This window comes from Gramella jeungdoensis (assembly GCF_023805255.1).
Classification (GTDB): Bacteria; Bacteroidota; Bacteroidia; order Flavobacteriales; family Flavobacteriaceae; genus Christiangramia; species Christiangramia jeungdoensis.
The window spans coordinates 216,445-234,292 of record NZ_JAMSCK010000001.1 but is presented as its reverse complement, the minus strand read 5'-3'; the positions used below and the strand labels follow the sequence as shown (position 1 = coordinate 234,292).

General features: G+C 39.7%; 21 protein-coding genes. 14 read left to right on the top strand and 7 right to left on the bottom strand.

From position 1 onward, the window contains the following. The first annotated feature begins 54 nt into the window (after window positions 1-54). From NE848_RS01130 to NE848_RS01095, 8 genes are all read left to right on the top strand, one after another. Entirely contained in the window at window positions 55-696 is a 642-nt protein-coding gene (locus NE848_RS01130) for an anthranilate synthase component II (protein WP_252110377.1), read from the top strand. Window positions 697-699: 3 nt separating this feature from the next. After that, window positions 700-1,695, top strand: coding sequence for an anthranilate phosphoribosyltransferase (gene trpD, locus NE848_RS01125; protein WP_252110376.1), 996 nt, complete (start codon window positions 700-702; stop codon window positions 1,693-1,695). Between the two features lie 5 nt (window positions 1,696-1,700). After that, entirely contained in the window at window positions 1,701-2,489 is a 789-nt protein-coding gene (gene trpC / locus NE848_RS01120) for an indole-3-glycerol phosphate synthase TrpC (protein ID WP_252110375.1), read from the top strand. Between the two features lies 1 nt (window position 2,490). Beyond that, on the top strand, window positions 2,491-3,204 hold the full coding sequence (locus tag NE848_RS01115) for a phosphoribosylanthranilate isomerase (RefSeq protein ID WP_252110374.1): 714 nt from the start codon (window positions 2,491-2,493) through the stop codon (window positions 3,202-3,204). Window position 3,205: 1 nt separating this feature from the next. Beyond that, on the top strand, window positions 3,206-4,387 hold the full coding sequence (gene trpB, locus NE848_RS01110; RefSeq protein WP_252110373.1) for a tryptophan synthase subunit beta: 1,182 nt from the start codon (window positions 3,206-3,208) through the stop codon (window positions 4,385-4,387). Window positions 4,388-4,510: 123 nt separating this feature from the next. Next, window positions 4,511-5,281 (top strand): tryptophan synthase subunit alpha, encoded by a 771-nt coding sequence (gene trpA, locus NE848_RS01105; protein ID WP_252110372.1) that lies wholly within the window; start codon window positions 4,511-4,513, stop codon window positions 5,279-5,281. Between the two features lie 73 nt (window positions 5,282-5,354). Beyond that, window positions 5,355-5,510, top strand: a complete 156-nt coding sequence (locus NE848_RS01100; protein WP_252110371.1) for a hypothetical protein — start codon at window positions 5,355-5,357, stop codon at window positions 5,508-5,510. A gap of 3 nt (window positions 5,511-5,513) precedes the next feature. Beyond that, a complete protein-coding gene (locus NE848_RS01095) occupies window positions 5,514-5,648 on the top strand; it encodes a 30S ribosomal protein THX (RefSeq protein WP_131397972.1) in 135 nt (44 codons plus the stop codon). A 7-nt stretch (window positions 5,649-5,655) separates the two neighbouring features. Here NE848_RS01095 and NE848_RS01090 read toward each other — a convergent pair whose 3' ends face one another. The 4 genes from NE848_RS01090 to NE848_RS01075 all read right to left on the bottom strand — a co-directional run bounded on the left by NE848_RS01090 (window position 5,656) and on the right by NE848_RS01075 (window position 9,058). After that, window positions 5,656-6,321, bottom strand: a complete 666-nt coding sequence (locus NE848_RS01090) for a uracil-DNA glycosylase family protein (protein ID WP_252110370.1) — start codon at window positions 6,319-6,321, stop codon at window positions 5,656-5,658. Between the two features lie 84 nt (window positions 6,322-6,405). Beyond that, a complete protein-coding gene (yaaA, locus tag NE848_RS01085) occupies window positions 6,406-7,167 on the bottom strand; it encodes a peroxide stress protein YaaA (RefSeq protein WP_252110369.1) in 762 nt (253 codons plus the stop codon). Window positions 7,168-7,383: 216 nt separating this feature from the next. Further along, window positions 7,384-8,448 (bottom strand): RluA family pseudouridine synthase, encoded by a 1,065-nt coding sequence (locus tag NE848_RS01080; protein ID WP_252110368.1) that lies wholly within the window; start codon window positions 8,446-8,448, stop codon window positions 7,384-7,386. Next, window positions 8,438-9,058 (bottom strand): PASTA domain-containing protein, encoded by a 621-nt coding sequence (locus NE848_RS01075; protein ID WP_252110367.1) that lies wholly within the window; start codon window positions 9,056-9,058, stop codon window positions 8,438-8,440. Before NE848_RS01075 ends, NE848_RS01080 begins: the two co-directional genes overlap by 11 nt. A 101-nt stretch (window positions 9,059-9,159) precedes the next feature. On the opposite strand from NE848_RS01075, the gene NE848_RS01070 reads away from it, so the two are divergent. Next, entirely contained in the window at window positions 9,160-10,137 is a 978-nt protein-coding gene (locus NE848_RS01070; protein ID WP_252110366.1) for a D-alanine--D-alanine ligase, read from the top strand. Between the two features lie 51 nt (window positions 10,138-10,188). Next, window positions 10,189-10,644, top strand: a complete 456-nt coding sequence (coaD, locus tag NE848_RS01065) for a pantetheine-phosphate adenylyltransferase (protein WP_252110365.1) — start codon at window positions 10,189-10,191, stop codon at window positions 10,642-10,644. Between the two features lie 96 nt (window positions 10,645-10,740). On the opposite strand, the gene NE848_RS01060 is transcribed toward coaD, so the two are convergent. After that, on the bottom strand, window positions 10,741-13,026 hold the full coding sequence (locus tag NE848_RS01060) for a TonB-dependent receptor (RefSeq protein WP_252110364.1): 2,286 nt from the start codon (window positions 13,024-13,026) through the stop codon (window positions 10,741-10,743). Window positions 13,027-13,208: 182 nt separating this feature from the next. Here NE848_RS01060 and NE848_RS01055 point away from each other — a divergent pair, with 182 nt between their 5' ends. Next, window positions 13,209-14,960: a M14 family metallopeptidase gene (locus NE848_RS01055; protein ID WP_252110363.1), complete on the top strand. Its 1,752-nt coding sequence runs from the start codon at window positions 13,209-13,211 to the stop codon at window positions 14,958-14,960. Here the strand turns inward: NE848_RS01055 and NE848_RS01050 are convergent. Beyond that, window positions 14,928-15,551, bottom strand: a complete 624-nt coding sequence (locus NE848_RS01050) for an NUDIX hydrolase (protein ID WP_252110362.1) — start codon at window positions 15,549-15,551, stop codon at window positions 14,928-14,930. The genes NE848_RS01055 and NE848_RS01050 overlap by 33 nt on opposite strands. Before the next feature lie 8 nt (window positions 15,552-15,559). Between NE848_RS01050 and pyrE the strand changes: the two genes are divergently transcribed. Beyond that, a complete protein-coding gene (gene pyrE / locus NE848_RS01045) occupies window positions 15,560-16,201 on the top strand; it encodes an orotate phosphoribosyltransferase (RefSeq protein WP_252110361.1) in 642 nt (213 codons plus the stop codon). A gap of 2 nt (window positions 16,202-16,203) precedes the next feature. Beyond that, the gene (locus tag NE848_RS01040; protein WP_252110360.1) at window positions 16,204-16,596 is read left to right on the top strand and encodes an SRPBCC family protein; all 393 of its coding nucleotides are present in this window, start codon (window positions 16,204-16,206) and stop codon (window positions 16,594-16,596) included. Between the two features lie 33 nt (window positions 16,597-16,629). Here the strand turns inward: NE848_RS01040 and NE848_RS01035 are convergent, their stop codons facing one another. Further along, entirely contained in the window at window positions 16,630-17,361 is a 732-nt protein-coding gene (locus NE848_RS01035) for a biotin--[acetyl-CoA-carboxylase] ligase (protein ID WP_252110359.1), read from the bottom strand. Window positions 17,362-17,454: 93 nt separating this feature from the next. Between NE848_RS01035 and rsfS the strand changes: the two genes are divergently transcribed. Further along, window positions 17,455-17,826: a ribosome silencing factor gene (rsfS, locus tag NE848_RS01030; RefSeq protein ID WP_240096511.1), complete on the top strand. Its 372-nt coding sequence runs from the start codon at window positions 17,455-17,457 to the stop codon at window positions 17,824-17,826. Window positions 17,827-17,848: the final 22 nt, after the last annotated feature.

Sequence of the window (17,848 nt, the reverse complement as noted above, 5' to 3'; positions counted from 1 at the left end):
TCTCCCCAAACCCCTCTAAAGAAGGGCTTTGACTGGGTTATTAAAAAGAAAAAAATGAATAAAGATCAAATCATAAAAGGAAAGAAAATTCTGGTAATAGATAATTACGATTCTTTCGTGTACAACCTGGTTCATTACCTAGAGGAGTTGGATTGCCAGGTAGTAGTTAAAAGGAACGACAAGCTGGATCTGGAAGAAGCTGAAGATTATGAGAAGATATTATTATCTCCCGGCCCGGGAATCCCGGATGAAGCAGGATTGCTCAAACCAATAATTGAAAAATATGCCGCTACAAAAAGCATTCTTGGTGTTTGCCTGGGGATGCAGGCAATTGGTGAAGTCTTCGGTGGGACCCTGAATAATCTTGATGATGTGTACCACGGGGTAGCCACTAAAATTGAGCTTTTTGTGGACGATGAATATATTTTTGAAGGTCTCGAAAAGGAGCTCCAGGTTGGGCGTTATCATTCCTGGGTAGTAGATAAGAATTTACCTGATTCCCTTCAGGCTACCAGTTATGACAAAAAAGGCGAGATCATGTCTTTAAGACACAAGGAATTTGATGTTCGCGGAGTACAGTTTCATCCTGAATCGGTTCTAACTCCAGATGGGAAGAAGATGATAAAAAACTGGGTAGACCACAACCCTGAAGGAAAACAAGAAAAAACAGAAGCCAAACCTCAGTACGAAATTTAGGAAATGAAAGAATTATTAAACAGGCTAATAAGCCACGAGACCATTACCAGCGAAGAGGCCAAACAGGTTATCTTCAATATTTCTGAAGGTAAGTACAATGAAACCCAGATCGCAGCTTTTCTTACGGTCTATATGATGCGAAGTATTACCATTGAAGAGCTTGAAGGGTTTCGCGACGCACTTCTTGAATTATGTATCAAGGTTGATCTTTCAGCTTATGAAGCGGTAGACCTTTGCGGAACCGGTGGCGACGGGAAAGATACTTTCAATATTTCCACTACCTCATCATTTGTAACTGCGGGAGCCGGAGTTAAAGTGGCTAAACATGGAAACTACGGAGTTTCGTCGGTAAGCGGAAGTTCTAATGTGATGGAATTTCTCGGAATAATATTCAGCAACGATGCCGGTTTTTTAGAAAAATGCATAGATCAGGCTAATATCTGCATTCTGCATGCACCTTTATTTCACCCCGCGATGAAAAACGTTGCCCCGGTTAGAAAAAGCCTGGCGGTAAAGACTTTTTTCAACATGCTCGGGCCTATGGTGAATCCGGCTTTTCCTAAGAATCAGCTGGTAGGTGTTTTCAGCCTTGAACTGGCCCGGATGTATGCCTATCTTTATCAGAATACCGATAAGAATTATACAATTTTACATGCTTTGGATGGCTATGATGAGATTTCTTTAACGGGTGAAACTAAAAGCATCAGCAACAATTCTGAAAGAATCCTGAAAGCTTCAGATTTTGGAGTTTCAGAATTGAAACAATCTGAAATTGCAGGTGGCGGTTCTATAGAAAGTTCCGCTGAGATCCTAACCAATATCTTACAGGGCAAAGGAACCGAAGCTCAAAATAACGTGGTGTGTGCTAATGCGGGAATGGCGATTGCTACTTCAAGAAATTTGAATCCGCAGGATGGCTTTGCAGCCGCTAAGGAATCTCTTGAGTCAGGAAAAGCTTTTGAAAGTTTTAAAAAATTGCAGGAATTAAGTCAAAATTGAATTAGATGAATATTCTCGATAAGATTATTGCAGATAAGTTTAAGGAAGTTGAATTAAAGAAAGCGCTGATCCCGGTTTCTCAATTGGAAAAGTCTGTTCTGTTTGAAAGAAAATGCGTTTCTCTGGCAGAAAATTTAAAGATTGGTTCGGGTATCATTGCCGAGCATAAAAGAAGATCTCCTTCAAAATCGGTTATCAATCAAAGTCTGAATGTTCAGGATGTGTCCTCAGGATATGAAAATGCGGGTGCTTCGGGAATTTCAGTTTTAACCGACGGAAAATATTTTGGAGGTTCTCTGGAAGACCTTTTGTACGCCCGGGCTTCTGTAAATATCCCTATCCTCAGGAAGGAATTCATGATCGATGAATACCAGGTCCTGGAGGCCAAAGCCCATGGAGCCGATGCCATCCTACTAATCGCCGCGGTTTTAACTGAAAAACAAATGACTTATCTTGCAGATTCAGCAAAGAAACTTGGTATGGACGTGCTTCTTGAAATTCACAATGAAGAAGAATTACAGAAATCCCTGAAGGTAAATGCCGATATGATTGGAGTGAATAACCGCAACCTGAAAACTTTCGAGGTAGATATTGCCAACTCCAAAAAACTATCAGCTCTTATTCCGGATGAATTCGTAAAAGTATCCGAAAGCGGGATAAGCAATACAGTGGCAATAGCTGATCTTAAAAATTATGGATTCAAAGGATTTTTGATCGGTGAAAACTTTATGAAAACAGATGATCCCGGAGCTGCAGCCACCAAATTTATTAAACAACTAAAATCGATCGCATAAAATGAACCAGGAAAACATGGAAGAAAAAAACCTGATCACGCCGGCATCGGGGCAAAGTTCAGGTTTAAGTCTTAAGGTTTGCGGGATGAAACAGCCCGGGAATATGATACAGGTCGCCGAACTGCAGCCTGATTATATGGGATTCATTTTTTATGACAAATCTCCACGTTACTTTGATGGTGAACTTCCCGAAATTCCTGCCGAGATCAAAAAAACAGGGGTTTTCGTAAATGCTGGCCTGGATGATATCCTTCAAAAAGTTTCAAAATACAATCTAAATGCTGTTCAGCTTCATGGCGATGAAACTGCAGGATTCTGTAAATATCTGAAGAGCGAACTCCAAAAATTAGGAAATACTCCTGAGCTGATCAAAGTGTTTTCGGTTGGGGAAAGCTTGGATTTTCAGGTAATAAAAGCTTATGAAGGGATCGTGGATTATTTTCTGTTTGACACCAAAACCGAGCTAAGGGGAGGTTCAGGAAAAGATTTTAACTGGCAGATACTCAAAGAGTATCCTTCCAACACCCCCTTCTTCTTAAGCGGCGGGATTGGCCCGGAACACGGAAGTGCTATTTCAGAACTAAAAGACCACTTTTTAAGAATAGGAAAACCGGCCTTACTCTATGCGGTTGATGTGAACAGTAAATTTGAACTCAAGCCGGGATTAAAAAAATTAAAGGAATTGAAAGATTTCAAAACTCAGATAAATTTATAGAATGAGCTATCAGGTTGATGAAAAAGGATATTACGGAGAATTTGGAGGGGCCTATATTCCTGAAATGTTATATCCGAATGTTGAGGAATTGCGTTCGCGCTACCTTGATATAATGAAAGAAGAGAGCTTTCAAAAGGAATTCAAGGATCTTCTAAAAGATTATGTGGGGCGCCCTACTCCCCTTTATTACGCAAAAAGATTCAGTGAAAAATATGGTACAAAGGTTTACCTGAAACGTGAAGATCTTTGTCATACCGGTGCTCACAAAGTGAACAATACTATCGGACAAATCCTGATGGCACAAAAACTTGGTAAAAATCGAATTATCGCTGAAACCGGTGCTGGCCAGCATGGTGTGGCTACCGCTACAGTTTGTGCATTAATGGGAATGGAATGTATCGTGTATATGGGTGAAATAGATATTGACAGGCAGGCACCGAATGTCGCCCGTATGAAAATGCTGGGTGCAAAAGTAGTTCCTGCTAAATCAGGAAGCCGAACATTGAAAGATGCGACCAACGAAGCGATTCGTGACTGGATCAATAATCCGGTTGATACCCATTATATCATTGGTTCGGTTGTTGGACCTCATCCATACCCTGATATGGTCGCCAGATTCCAGGCTGTTATCTCAGAGGAGATCAAGGTCCAGTTGAAAGAAAAAGAAAACAGGGAAGATCCTGATTATGTGGTGGCTTGTGTTGGAGGAGGCAGTAACGCGGCGGGCGCCTATTATCATTATCTGGATAATCCGAATGTCGGAATTATTGCTGTTGAAGCTGCCGGAAAGGGAGTTGATTCAGGTGAAAGCGCGGCCACCTCAGCGCTGGGAAAAGCGGGTATCATCCACGGTAGCAAGACTTTGTTGATGCAAACCGGCGACGGACAGATCACCGAGCCATACTCAATTTCGGCCGGGCTGGATTATCCCGGCGTAGGTCCCATGCATGCGAATCTTTTTACCAGCGAAAGAGGGGAATTCATTAGTATTACCGACGAAGCCGCGATGAAAGCAGGACTGGAACTAGCGAAACTGGAAGGGATCATTCCAGCTATAGAAACTTCTCATGCACTGGCCATCTTTGAAGACCGGAAGTTCAAAAAAGATGATATCGTAGTGGTAAATCTTTCGGGGCGTGGGGATAAGGATCTCAATACTTATATCGAATATTTTAATTTGTAAGACACGTCACGCTGAACTCGTTTCAGCGTCTCTTAAGATTCTGAAACTCCCGAGATTTCGGGACAGAATGACGGAAAAAGATTGCTTCGGGCTTTGCCCTTGCAAAGACAGAAAAAATAGAAAATGAACAGAATCAAAGAAAAACTCAAGGCAGACCATAAACTGCTTTCTATATATTTCACAGCAGGTTTCCCGAATATCGATGATACTGAAAAGATCATCACAGACCTGGAAAAAAGCGGGGTGGATTTTATTGAAATCGGTCTCCCGTTCAGTGATCCATTAGCAGATGGACCAACCATCCAGGAAAGTTCTACCAAAGCCCTGAAAAATGGAATGACCACCACAAAACTTTTCGAGCAGCTTGATGGCATCAGGGAAAAGGTTCAAATCCCCCTGATCATTATGGGGTATTTCAATCCGATTCTACAATATGGCGTGGAGGAATTCTGTAAGAAATGTCAGGAAACAGGCATTGATGGGTTGATCATTCCAGATTTGCCAGTAGATGTTTATAATGAAAAATACCGTGAATTATTCGAAAAATATGATCTTATAAATGTTTTCCTTATTACCCCGCAGACTCCAGATGAGCGTATAAAATTCATTGATTCGGTCTCTGATGGATTCATTTATATGGTAAGTAGTGCAAGTGTGACTGGTTCTACCAGTGGATTTGGCGAAGAAACCAGGAAATACTTTAAAAGAATTGATAATCTGGAATTAAAAAATCCACAGGTAGTAGGTTTTGGAATAAAGGATAAAGAAACCTTTGACCAGGCTACCGAATTTGCGAAGGGAGCAATTATTGGAAGTGCATTTATAAAATATGTGGATAAGAATGGGATTGCAGACATCTCCTCCTTTGTACAAAATGTTAAAGCTTTAACCTAATTGTAACAGGCCCTTAGCAGCTTTTTTCTCCTTTTCTCCTTATTTTAGAGTAAACCATTAAAATTTTGACATTATGGGAGGACCAATTGAAGATAAGCACAAAGGAAAGAAAGATAGAAAAAGAAGCGAAAATGATCCTCTAAGCGGAGGCATTGGAGATCGTGATAAAAAGACCAATAAAGTCGATTTCGACGATGAAACTATAAGAGATCAAAAAAATAAGGAGTAACTTATGGGAAAAGGTGATAAAAAAACCAAACGAGGAAAGATTGCTATCGGAACTCATGGGAAGTTAAGGCCTAAGCGTAAAAAGTTTAAGATCAAGCCCACAACCCTTGCCGATCAGGAAAAAAAAGAATTGCAATGATTAGCAACTAGAAAAATTCTTTATACTGAAGGACCCTGAAATCAATCGTATTGAATTCAGGGTTTTTCTTTTTCAGGTCCTTATACAACTGTGAACTCCCTACCGCTATATTTGCCGCTCCCGACGGGGCGATCAATGAAACGGTTTTAATTAACCTGCCATCAAGAACAAACTGATGAATTCGCGGAGATTTATTTGAAATTACCTTTAACCGAATATCATGTTCGGATTCTTTCAAATATTTTCTGAAGAAATATTCGGGTCCATTCTTTGAATTCCCTCCTGTGAATAAAAGCGTATCGATCCCTGGATTTTCTCTCAGAATATTGATCATATCCCTCAACTCTACCTTTTGCATTCCAAGATCGGAAGCATCTATCTTTTCCCGCCGACTGCTTTCCACCACATCGCAAATCCCGATCCCCCTATCATGAAGGAATCTTTTACGTTGCTCCACAGCCTCTTCGGTATTTTCGAATTTAAGATCCAAATCGAAGATCCGGTCTAAAATGATCCATAACAAACCATCTCCGCTTCCATAACAAAAATCGACATCATCTTCCCTGAGCTGCCTTTTCGTAAATCTTGGCGGCGGAAGCGTGCCTACGATCAGTTTCGTGGCATTTTCAGGAATAAATGGTGGAAATGGATGTTTGTGATGGAATAGTTCCAAAGAAATTAATATTTTAAGGGTTACGTCATCCTGAACTCGTTTCAGGATCTATGAGAAGCTGAAACAAGTTCAGCTTGACGAAATTCACCTTATAAACGTAGGTTCATTCTCATTTTCGGTGTATTCTTCACTAAAGCGATAGTCATCATAATCAAAACCTTTTACATCATCTAAAGTTTTGCAATCCTTGTCGATAATATAACGCACCATTGATCCTCTCGCCTTTTTTGCAAAGAAACTGATCACCTTTAATTTCCCATTTTTAAAATCTTTAAAAACAGGAGAAATTACCTGGACTTTCAATTTTTTTTCATCAACCGCCTTAAAATATTCGTTACTGGCCAGGTTAAGGAATAACTCGTCATCCTCCAATTCATTATTCAAATAATCAGTCACCTTATTTTGCCAGACTTCATAAAGATTCTTTTTTCTGTCTATTCCAATAGAAGTTCCCATTTCCAGTCGGTATGGCTGAATAAGGTCTAACGGACGTAATATCCCATACATCCCCGAAAGAATTCTTAGTGTATCCTGAAGCCTGTCAAGTTTGTCAGTAGGGATCGTGTAGGCATCCAGTCCGGTATACACATCTCCATTAAAAGCATAGATGGCAGGGCGGGAATTCTTTTTATCGTGTTCTTCCTGAAATTCCTGATATCTGGAATAATTAAGATCGGCCAGCTTATCGCTAATGCTCATTAGTTCTGAAATCTTCTTTTTACTCTGTCTGGAAAGTTTGCGATTCAGTTTTGAGGCTGTTTCCAGAAATTCAGGTTGAGTTCCTCGAGCAGTGGGTAATTTTGATTCATAATCCAGCGTTTTCGCCGGCGAAACAACAATTTTCATTTCTTTTCGGTTAATTTTACGCCAAAGATAACCCATCAGTTCCAAAACCGAAAAATCCCTGAAATTTGTTTCTTATGAATCGATAGAAGCGACTTATAGACTAAAAAGCGGAGGTTCTAGCGTGAGGGATTGAGGCATTGTGGGAGCTCGTCCTGAGCCTGACGAAGGACAGCGACTGCCGAAAGCCCGACCCAAAATCTCATTTTGGGGCACGCCCTAATTATCCAAAAACTCCTTCTGATTCTTAGCGTAATTACGCCACTTCTCAATACAGTCTACCATATCCTGCGGTAGTTCAGAATTAAAACTCATCCATTTACCGGTTTCGGGATGAGTAAAACCTAGCGTTTTAGCGTGCAGCGCCTGCCGCGGAAGCAATTTAAAGCAGTTATCGACAAATTGCTTGTATTTCGTGAAAGTGGTTCCCTTCAGGATCCTGTCACCTCCATAACGCTCATCATTAAAAAGTGTATGCCCAATATGCTTCATATGTACACGGATCTGATGAGTCCTTCCCGTCTCCAGTTTGCAGGAAACCAGGGTCACGTACCCAAAGCGCTCAAGAACCTTATAATGTGTTACTGCGGGTTTACCGTTATCGGCATCATCTCCCTGATAAACCACATTCTGGAGTCGGTTCTTCGGATTCCGGCCAATATTTCCTTCAATTGTACCTTCCTCATCCTCTACATTTCCCCAAACCAGGGCCACGTATTCTCTTTCACTGGTCTTATCAAAGAATTGCTTGGAAAGATGAGCCATAGCATGCTCGGTTTTGGCTATGACAAGTAATCCACTGGTATCTTTATCTATGCGATGTACCAATCCAGGCCTGTCGCTACTATTATTAGGAAGATTATCAAAATGATGAACAAGAGCATTGATAAGTGTCCCGCTGTAGTTGCCATGCCCTGGATGCACCACCATGCCTGCAGGTTTGTTAACAACCAGCAGATAATCATCCTCATAAACAATATCTAAAGGAATATCTTCAGGAACCAGCAAGTATTCATACGGTGGATGCTCGAACATAACCTGCACCACATCGCCGGCCTTGACCTTGTAATTCTGTTTTACTGTTTCGTTATTTACGTAGATATTTCCGCTTTTCGCAGCTTTCTGTATCTTATTTCGGGTGGCATTCTCAATGAAATTCATCAGGTATTTGTCCACCCTTAAAGGCTTCTGGCCCACTTCGGCAACGAATTTATGATGTTCATAAAGACTCTCGTCCTCTTCCTGCTCGTCTATCTCTTCTCTCTGGTCTTTTTTAGAACTCATCAATTTCGTTTTCTGTTTCATCCACTTCAATGGTATCTTCAGTTTCCTGATTATACCTTCCACTTCCGTCACCGAGTACCAAATCGATTACCGATGTTTTCATCAACTCATCTCCCGGTTCTATAAGTTTCCCCTTATGCCTTAGTTCAAGAACGGCATCTTCAGCGATATCAGGTTTATAAGTAATTTCACCTATCTCAAAACCAAGAGAACGTAAAGTAGGTTCTACCTGCCTTCTGGTCTTTCTAATAAGGTTATTTGGGATCTGAATCTTCCTGTAACCGGATGGATTCAAAGTGAGATATATTTTCCTGTCTTCTTTTACAAATTTGCCCGGTGCCGGAACCTGATCTATAACAGAATACCTTGGAAAATCAGGATTGAAATTGGCAGAATCCAGGATCTCATATTTTAGATCAAGTTCATCCAGTTTATCCTCTACTACGTCCAGATTCATTTTTGCCAGATCTGGCACTTCTATCCTTTGATCCTGGTTGGTAGAATAATCAAGCCATTGCATCGTTAAAAATGCTATAACAATCAGTACAATAACCGCGAGTACTAATTGAATTAAAAAGGTCTTGCTGAAAATAAATCTGAATAATCCCATAGTTTATTGATAATGGGCAAAGATATAAAACCCTTTGGTTTTGGTGACTGCCCTTTTAAGTGATATTTTTGTTTAACGACTTCTAACCGGATATATTGAATATGAAGAAAAATATTGCCATTGCAATGGGCGGGTATTCCAGTGAATATCGCATCTCTATTAACAGCGGAAATATAGTTTATAAGAATCTTGACCGCAGTCTTTATGAACCTTACCGAGTACATATCTTACAAAATGAATGGTTTGTGGTGGCGGCAGATGACACTCCTTACCCGGTAAATAAAAGCGATTTTACCGTTACCATCAATGATAAAGTGGTGAGGTTTGATTGTGTTTTTAACACCATCCATGGAACACCAGGCGAAAACGGACTTTTACAGGCTTACCTGGAACTTCTCAATATTCCGCAAACCAGTTGCGACATGTATCAGTCGGCTCTTACCTTCAACAAGCGTGATCTTATAAGTGTTTTAAGACCTTATGGCATAAAAACAGCGGTCAACTATTTCATGGATAAAGGTGATGAAGTGAATATTGATGAAATAGTCGACAAAGTTGGGCTTCCATGTTTTGTAAAAGCGAATCGTGCCGGCAGTAGTTTCGGGGTGGCGAAGGCAAATAACAAGGAAGATATTATCCCCGCGATTAAAAATGCTTTTACCGAGGACAATGAAATCATTATTGAATCTTTCCTTGACGGAACAGAAGTGTCGGTTGGGGTCATCACCTACAAAGGAGAGATCAAGGCCCTGCCTGTGACCGAAATAGTTTCAGAAAATGAATTCTTCGATTATGAAGCAAAATATCTTGGAAAGTCTCAGGAAATAACTCCAGCGAGAATTTCTGAAGAAGACACCGAAAAAGTTCAGAACATCGCTAAAATGATCTACAAAAAGCTCAAGATGAAAGGCTATTCAAGGTCTGAGTTCATTTTCCATAATGGCGAACCTCATTTTATCGAAATGAACACTAACCCTGGTTTGAGCCAGGCCAGTATTCTGCCTCAACAGGCTGAGAAAGCCGGAATAAGCCTGCCGGAACTTTTTGGAAGTGCCATAGAGGAAGCTTTAAAGAACTAAATAATAATTTCTGATTATCTTTTAAAAATATAACCGACCTAAAACCGCGAGATGAAAAAAGCAGTTTTTCCGGGATCTTTCGATCCGCTTACGCTGGGACATACCGATATCATCGATCGTGCCCTGCCTTTGTTTGATGAGATTATCCTGGCCATTGGAACCAATTCCAGTAAGAAATATATGTTCAGCCTTGAAGAAAGACTCCATTTTCTTAAAGAGACCTATAAAAACGAACCAAAATTAAGAGTGGAAACCTACAAAGGTTTAACAGTAGAATTCTGCAAATCCCAAAACGCAGGTTTTATCCTTCGCGGGCTAAGAAATGCCCAGGACCTCGAATTTGAAAAAGCGATCGGGCAAACCAATTATAAAATGGCCGGTATAGAGAGTGTGTTTCTTATTTCCAGTTCAGGAAAATCACATATTTCTTCTACGGTAGTACGCGATGTGATACATCATGGCGGTAATTATGAGTTTATGGTACCAGATGTGGTTAGAAAGAAGTAATTTCCCTGCCAATACTGAAGCAATAACCAAAGAATCTCAAGATTGAAGGTGAGATTCCTTCTCCGCCTTCGACAGATCGGAATTACATTCTAAAAACTAGAGAGTATACTTCAAACTAATTCCTCCAAAATAATTGCGGGGATTACCCGGATAGTAATATCGGGGTTGAGAACCTCCAAAACCCACAGCATTAGTGACAACACTTGCAGCATAATGCTCATTTAGAATGTTATTTATCCCAAAATTAAGTTCAAGGTCAAAACCGTAACCAACCCGACAATCATAATTCAGCTTAAAATTCAATAATTGATATGGATCTGTATATCTAGTATTCGCATCATTCAGAGCTATTTTACCAAATGCCCGGTAATTGACATTCGCTGAAAAGTCCTTAAAAATTAACTCAACTCCAGGCGAGACCATGTATTCAGGTGTCCCGGGGATTTCATTTCCCGAGTAGTTTTCTCCTCTATCTACAAATAGATCATATTCGAAAAAATTGAAATTCGAATTCAGAAAAAGAAACAACCTGAATTCTTCGTTCAGATTAGTCATCAAGGAAGATGTAATTTCAATTCCATTCCTATCCGCCTTTCCTGCATTGAGACCTACATATTGATCTTCCCCCACTCTACGTGCTACCAGTAGATCATTGATCTGTATGGAATACAAACTTAATTCGGTATAAAGTCTGTTATTTAACCAGTTCCCTTTGAAGCCTACCTCATAGTACCAGCCTTTTTCCGTTTGAAGATCGGTATTTATCAAGCCTTCCGGAGTCAAGGTTTCTGCCACGGTAGGAGTAGAAAAACCATGGCTCACTAAGGCGTAAAAGTTCTTTTCCGGGAATGCTTCATAACTCAAGCCTAATCTAGGAGAAAAAACCGGCTCAAATCGGTAATCACCAGACTGGTTAATTTCATCTTCATCAAATTCGTCTTCGAGGCTATAAGCGGTTGTATTAAAGTTAAACCCAACCTCAAGAAGCAATTTTGAAGTAAGATCCATGTTCATCTGCCCAAAAAAGTTCACATAATTCCTACTCTGGTGATTCTTACTCAAAACTCCCCCCTGTATACTTTCAGGCACCTCAGAATCTTCATAAAGATTCTCAAAAGTGGCCAGGTCATACCATTCCAACATTGCTTCAGTACCAAAACCGAATTCAGCAGGCATTTCAAATAAGGAAGACTCAAGATTGAATTTACTTCTTATCCCTACGGAGCTACGGTCGTCGTCCAGAATATCAAAGGGACGCGGTTCATAGCCATCCCTGGAATTGAAAAAAACTGAAGTCTGATTCCTTAAATCTTTAGAGAACTTATGTTCATAGGACAGTCCTAAAATATTCTTGCTGTAAGACTCATAACCTGCAGACTGAGCCCAGGTGAAAGCCGCTTTCTGAGGCTGGTTCAAAAAATCATCTTCATTTAGCGAACTGGGGATGAAAGCCTTTAAATTGGTATAAGAGAACAGGATCGACCAGTAGTTTCCTTTTTTATTCAGAAGACCGGCATTAGCGGTCATAGAAATCCTGTCATAATCTCCATTTTCCCGGTAGCCCTTACTATCAACCTTATTATAATTCACAGATAGATCCAGACTATCTTTCACATAGGTGATATTCATCCTTGTTTTATGGGTATTGAAACTTCCATAGGTGAAATCACCGTTCACAGATCTTTGCTCCTGTATTCTTTTTTGAGTAAACAGATTTATTGCGCCTCCCAGCCCGGCCCCAAAGACTGAGGAAACCGGGCCTTTGTATATTTCTACCCTATCCAGAAATTCGGGATCAAAATCATCTAAAGTAAGCTCTCCCTCCCCGGTGGTCAGGGGAATTCCATTTATATAAGCTTTGATACGATTGGTACTGTACTGAGCCCTGGACCCAACTCCACGAATGTTGATTTTATTTGTGTTTAGGGCGCCCTGGTTCACGTAAATTCCCGGTAAATAATTAAAATTCTCTACAAGATTGATATTATTGGTTCTTTCCAGATCATCCCTGGAGATAAGACTTACTGCCGCTGGAGTTTGCAATAGTTTTTTAGGGATGTTTGAACTTCTTAAGATCACCTCAGACAACTGTCCTATTTCGGGCGCCATGAATACTTTCAGGTCAGTCTTAAAAGACCTTAAGATCATTATCTTCTCTTTATATCCCAAAAAAGAAAATCTCAATTCTACAGGGAAATCTGCCTGGGCAATAAAAAACATACCTTGCGAGTCTGAATATACCACATCTCCAGTTGATGTTTCAACTCTCACATTTTCCATCACTTCTCCCAGGTCTCTGTCTTTAATGACACCAGAAATCTCCTGAGCCTCAAGAAAGTTTACCAGCGTAAGCGTAAAAAGAAGAATTAAATACCTATTCAAGTTCAAAACATAAGTTTATGTAACACAATTTTAGTTAAAATAAGGAAGAATATGAGCTAAACTTAACTTTATGAGATCAAAAAATAGAGTTTAACAATTGTTGACACCCGATATAAATACTATGATTTTGGCAGCTTTCAGACTTTTTAACTAAGTTTACGGCAATATTTTCAGAAAATTTTATGAAAAGATTTTGGTTGATATTGGGGATTTTGATCAGCCTTACCTCCTGTGATTTTTCCAAATACAGGTTAATCAAGGAATATGATTTTGAGACCCAGTTCGAAAAATCGGAAGGAACAGAAACCGATACCTACAACGGGGTAATCAATTTTTATGAGCAGCTAGAAGATGCTTATGAGACCGTAACTCTTCTGGAATTCGGAGAAACAGACAGCGGCCTGCCTCTTCACCTTGCTGTTTATCATCCGGAAGGAGAATTTGATATTGAAAATTACAGGGACTCCCATAGCATAATGCTTATTAATAACGGCATCCACCCAGGTGAAAGCGATGGGATAGATGCCACCATGATGCTTTTCAGAGATCTTGCTGGTGATTCTATTCCCTCACCAAAGAACACTATTATAGCCACAATTCCCATTTACAATGTTGGGGGAGCTCTTAACAGGAATTCAACTACCCGAACCAATCAAAATGGACCAAAAGAATATGGATTCAGGGGTAATGCCCGAAATTATGATCTAAATAGGGATTTTATAAAAGCCGATACAAAAAACGCCCAGACATTTTATAAGATCTTTCATTATTTGAATCCCGATGTCTTTATAGATAATCACGTAAGCAATGGTGCAGATTATCAGTATACACTCACTCATCTGTTCACTCAGCACAATAAACTTGGTGGAAATTTAGGTGAATATGTGAATAAAAAAATGATGCCTGCCCTGGAAGATTCTTTAAGAATTAAAGAATGGGACATTACTCCTTATGTGAATGTCTTTAACGAGGTTCCAGAAAATGGCTTTTCCCAGTTTATGGACTACCCAAGATATTCTACCGGATACACTACCCTGTGGAACACACTGGGAATGATGGTGGAGACTCATATGCTGAAACCTTATGATAAAAGGGTAATGGGAACATATGAGTTAATGCGCTCAATGATCAAAATTACCGATGCGGAAACCGGCATAATTAAAGATCTGAGAAATCAGGCCAGGAGAAAGTATCTTACCGACCGTCACTACAATCTGAAATTTGAAGTAGATAAGGAAAATCCCAGCAAAAGGGAATTCAAGGGATACAAAGGAGAAAAGATAACCAGTGAAGTTACCGGCCAGGAACGCTTAAAATATGATCGAGATAAAGCCTTCACCAAGGAAATAGAATATTATGACAATTTCACCGCTACCGAAGAGGTTGAGATTCCAAGAGCATATATAATCCCGCAGGGATGGTGGCAGGTCATCGATCGGTTGAAACTGAATAATATTAAAATGGAAACTCTTAAAAGAGATACATTGATCGAGGTAGAGGTCTATAACATTGAAGATTTTGAAACTGTAAAGTCAGCTTATGAAGGTCATTATTTGCATAAAAACACCTCGGTAAGCAAATCAGTAAAAGAGGTAAGATTCAGAAAAGGAGACTATCTGATCACGACTTTTCAGGATGGTGCAAGATATCTTCTGGAAACTCTGGAACCAACCGCTATGGATTCTTTCTTTAACTGGAACTTTTTCGATACTGTGCTGCAACAAAAAGAAGGTTTTTCACCCTATGTTTTTGAAGATATCGCCAAAAAATTGCTCGTAGAAGACCAGGAACTTAAGGATGAATTTGAAGAAAAGAAGCGTGGTGATGCTGAATTCAGGAATAGCTGGTATGCACAGCTGGACTGGCTGCACAAGCATTCAGAAAACTACGAAGAGGCTCATTTACGCTACCCAGTCTTCCGACTTCCCCGCTAGGTACTTTTCAGGGAATAGCATTTTGATATTGGCATAAGACTTTTTCAAGGCCTTCTGACTCTTTTCGAAGTTTTTCCATTTGGCTTTTTTTATGCCTTCATTTAATTCAGGCACAAGTTCTCCATCGTATTCGGTATACATCTCATACCAGTAAGTTTCCTTTAAACGCAATTTCCCCTTTCTTCTAAAAACATGGTATGTCCTGGTAATAAAACGGGTTATTTTAAGCCCCTGTACTCCGGTTTCCTCTTCAACTTCCCGAATTGCACAGGTCTTTACATCCTCGTTTTTTTCAATTTTACCTTTAGGCAGGTCCCATCGGTTATTGCGATAAATAAAAAGGATCTCTTTCTCAGGGTTAACCACCATACCACCAGCTGCAGTGATCACTTTCATTTTTTTGAATAGATATTTCAGGAGCTTTGTCTCATCTGGATGATAAAGATTCACATACATCAGTTTTCCCTTCAGGATTCTTTTCACCACTTTCTTAAAACGAACTGTTTTTAGAGGAAAAGAAGTATATTTTTCTCCAATTTCTTTCTGTGTAGAAAGAATTATGGGAATATCATTCACAAAAACTTTATACATTTGCAGCTATGATTTTGAATAAAGAAACAGCAAAAAAGACTGCTGAGCTTTTGTTGCAAATTAAAGCAATAAAATTGGAACCACAACAACCCTTTACCTGGGCAAGTGGCTGGAAATCCCCTATTTATTGTGATAACAGGATAGTCCTGTCATATCCAATGATCAGAAATTACGTGCGGGAACATTTCGCTAAACAAATAGAAGAAAAGTACGGGAAACCAGATGTAATCGCAGCAGTGGCAACGGGTGCCATAGGTATAGGCATGCTGGTTGCAGAATATTTGAGTCTTCCGTTTGCATATGTTAGACCTGAACCAAAGGGACATGGAAGACAAAACCAGATTGAAGGAAATCTGGAAGAGGGACAAACCGTTGTGGTGATCGAAGATCTCATAAGTACGGGCAAAAGCAGCCTGAATGCCGTGAAAGCCCTTGAGGAAGCAGGTGCCAATGTGAAAGGCATGTTCGCGATCTTTACCTATGGGTTTGACACTTCAGTAAATAGCTTTAAGAAAGCTGAGATCGAGCTTCATACCTTAAGTGACTACGAACATCTCATAGAAACAGCACAAAACACCCATTATATTAATGCAGAAGAAGCAGGGATCCTTCGCAAGTGGAGAGAAGATCCTGCCAACTGGAAAGCATAAGAATGAAATTAGAAAGCCAGAAAGTAACTACCGGAAAAAGTCAGCAGGAAATGTTTCAATTCCTAACCAACGTGGAGAATTATGAACAGCTGATGCCCGAGAGCAAAGAAAAATTTGAGGCTACTGCCCAGGATACATTTCTTTTTCAGTTAAAAGGGATGCCTGAAATAAGGTTAAAGATCACAGAAACCAAAGAACCCGAACTGGTTCGTTTAGGCTCAACTTCAGATAAGTTTCCATTCAATTTGGACATTCATGTTTCTGAAGCCGGCCCCTCACAAAGTGAGGTATTTATGAACTTTGAAGGTAATTTCAACCCGATGATGAGCATGATGATTAAAGGGCCTCTCAAAAAATTCATAAACACGTTAAGTGAAAATGCTTCGAAATTATAGATCATAAGCCGGAAAAAATCCGGCTTTTTTATTTTAATAAAGCAACTGTACTTCTTTCAGATCAAAAGTCTTAAAAACGCCTTCTTCTATTTCTAGGTTCAACTTACCATCGGTAGTCACACCCCTAATGATCCCATTAAAATGTTTCCCCTCTGGTGAAGAAAAAGCAGAAACTACATTCAGCCTGAACATATTCAGAGCATAACTTTCTAAAATCTGGTTAGGACTTACTTCCGGCAATTCTTTCAACTTTGATTGAATTGTAAAAAGTATACTATTCATCAATTCGTCTAAATCAAACTCTTTACCTGTAACACTTTTAAGAGATCCGGCCTGAGGAAGTCCCTTGAAATCTGTCTGATTCACGTTAAGGCCGATCCCTATTATACTGGCTACGATACCTTCGGTCTTCACAATATTTTCTATGAGGATTCCGCCTATCTTTCGTTTTGCTGACAGAATGTCGTTAGGCCATTTCACTTTCAATTCAGGAATCTTCAGCTCCTGCAGTGCTTTAAGAACCGCCAGGGAAATTGTAGCGCTCAGAAGAAAGTGTCGTGAAATATTCAGTTCTGTTTGCGGGTAAAGAACACTAAAGGTCAGGTTCTCACCAGCTTTAGACTCCCAGGAGGAACCTCTTTGCCCCCTACCCCTGGTTTGACTAATGGCTCGCACACATACAGGCTCAAAATTATTATTCCCTTCGTAAAACTTACGAACAAAGGAATTAGTGGAATCAATGGCATTAACTTTGATTATACGCATATATAAATACTAAGAAAGAGGGCGTTAAATCTTGTGTTAACAATCTCTTTAAAAGAGCAAAAAATGATAAATTTGCGTAAATAAATTAATTTAATGTCGAAAAAGGAAAAAAACAGCGATCAACTTATTGCACATATTATTAAAGGGATAGAGGAAGTTAAGGGGAATGATATTGATATCCTGGACCTTAGAGAGATAGAAAATACAGTTTGTGATTATTTTATAATCTGCAACGGGACTTCCAATACGCAGGTTAACGCCATAGTAAATTCCATACAGAAAACAGTTAGTAAAAACCTGAAAGATAAACCCTGGCATGTCGAAGGAAGCGAGAATGCCGAATGGGTTCTTCTGGATTATGTGAACGTAGTAGTTCATGTATTTCAGAAACATATCAGGGAATTTTACGATATTGAGAGCCTGTGGGGTGATGCAAAGATCACATCCATAGAAACCAGTTATTAAATACAAATTATAGCACGACAGA

Excerpts from the sequence above, each read along its gene's own strand:
- coaD (WP_252110365.1), top strand. The coding sequence starts at position 10,189 with ATGAAAAAAGCAGTTTTTCCGGGATCTTTCGATCCGCTTACGCTGGGA.
- NE848_RS01070 (WP_252110366.1), top strand. The coding sequence starts at position 9,160 with ATGAAGAAAAATATTGCCATTGCAATGGGCGGGTATTCCAGTGAATAT.
- NE848_RS01100 (WP_252110371.1), top strand. The coding sequence starts at position 5,355 with ATGGGAGGACCAATTGAAGATAAGCACAAAGGAAAGAAAGATAGAAAA.
- NE848_RS01095 (WP_131397972.1), top strand. The coding sequence starts at position 5,514 with ATGGGAAAAGGTGATAAAAAAACCAAACGAGGAAAGATTGCTATCGGA.
- NE848_RS01055 (WP_252110363.1), top strand. The coding sequence starts at position 13,209 with ATGAAAAGATTTTGGTTGATATTGGGGATTTTGATCAGCCTTACCTCC.
- NE848_RS01050 (WP_252110362.1), bottom strand. The coding sequence starts at position 15,551 with ATGTATAAAGTTTTTGTGAATGATATTCCCATAATTCTTTCTACACAG.
- NE848_RS01035 (WP_252110359.1), bottom strand. The coding sequence starts at position 17,361 with ATGCGTATAATCAAAGTTAATGCCATTGATTCCACTAATTCCTTTGTT.
- trpA (WP_252110372.1), top strand. The coding sequence starts at position 4,511 with ATGAACAGAATCAAAGAAAAACTCAAGGCAGACCATAAACTGCTTTCT.
- NE848_RS01075 (WP_252110367.1), bottom strand. The coding sequence starts at position 9,058 with ATGGGATTATTCAGATTTATTTTCAGCAAGACCTTTTTAATTCAATTA.
- NE848_RS01115 (WP_252110374.1), top strand. The coding sequence starts at position 2,491 with ATGAACCAGGAAAACATGGAAGAAAAAAACCTGATCACGCCGGCATCG.
- trpD (WP_252110376.1), top strand. The coding sequence starts at position 700 with ATGAAAGAATTATTAAACAGGCTAATAAGCCACGAGACCATTACCAGC.
- NE848_RS01080 (WP_252110368.1), bottom strand. The coding sequence starts at position 8,448 with ATGAGTTCTAAAAAAGACCAGAGAGAAGAGATAGACGAGCAGGAAGAG.
- NE848_RS01040 (WP_252110360.1), top strand. The coding sequence starts at position 16,204 with ATGAAATTAGAAAGCCAGAAAGTAACTACCGGAAAAAGTCAGCAGGAA.
- pyrE (WP_252110361.1), top strand. The coding sequence starts at position 15,560 with ATGATTTTGAATAAAGAAACAGCAAAAAAGACTGCTGAGCTTTTGTTG.
- yaaA (WP_252110369.1), bottom strand. The coding sequence starts at position 7,167 with ATGAAAATTGTTGTTTCGCCGGCGAAAACGCTGGATTATGAATCAAAA.
- NE848_RS01130 (WP_252110377.1), top strand. The coding sequence starts at position 55 with ATGAATAAAGATCAAATCATAAAAGGAAAGAAAATTCTGGTAATAGAT.
- trpB (WP_252110373.1), top strand. The coding sequence starts at position 3,206 with ATGAGCTATCAGGTTGATGAAAAAGGATATTACGGAGAATTTGGAGGG.
- rsfS (WP_240096511.1), top strand. The coding sequence starts at position 17,455 with ATGTCGAAAAAGGAAAAAAACAGCGATCAACTTATTGCACATATTATT.
- trpC (WP_252110375.1), top strand. The coding sequence starts at position 1,701 with ATGAATATTCTCGATAAGATTATTGCAGATAAGTTTAAGGAAGTTGAA.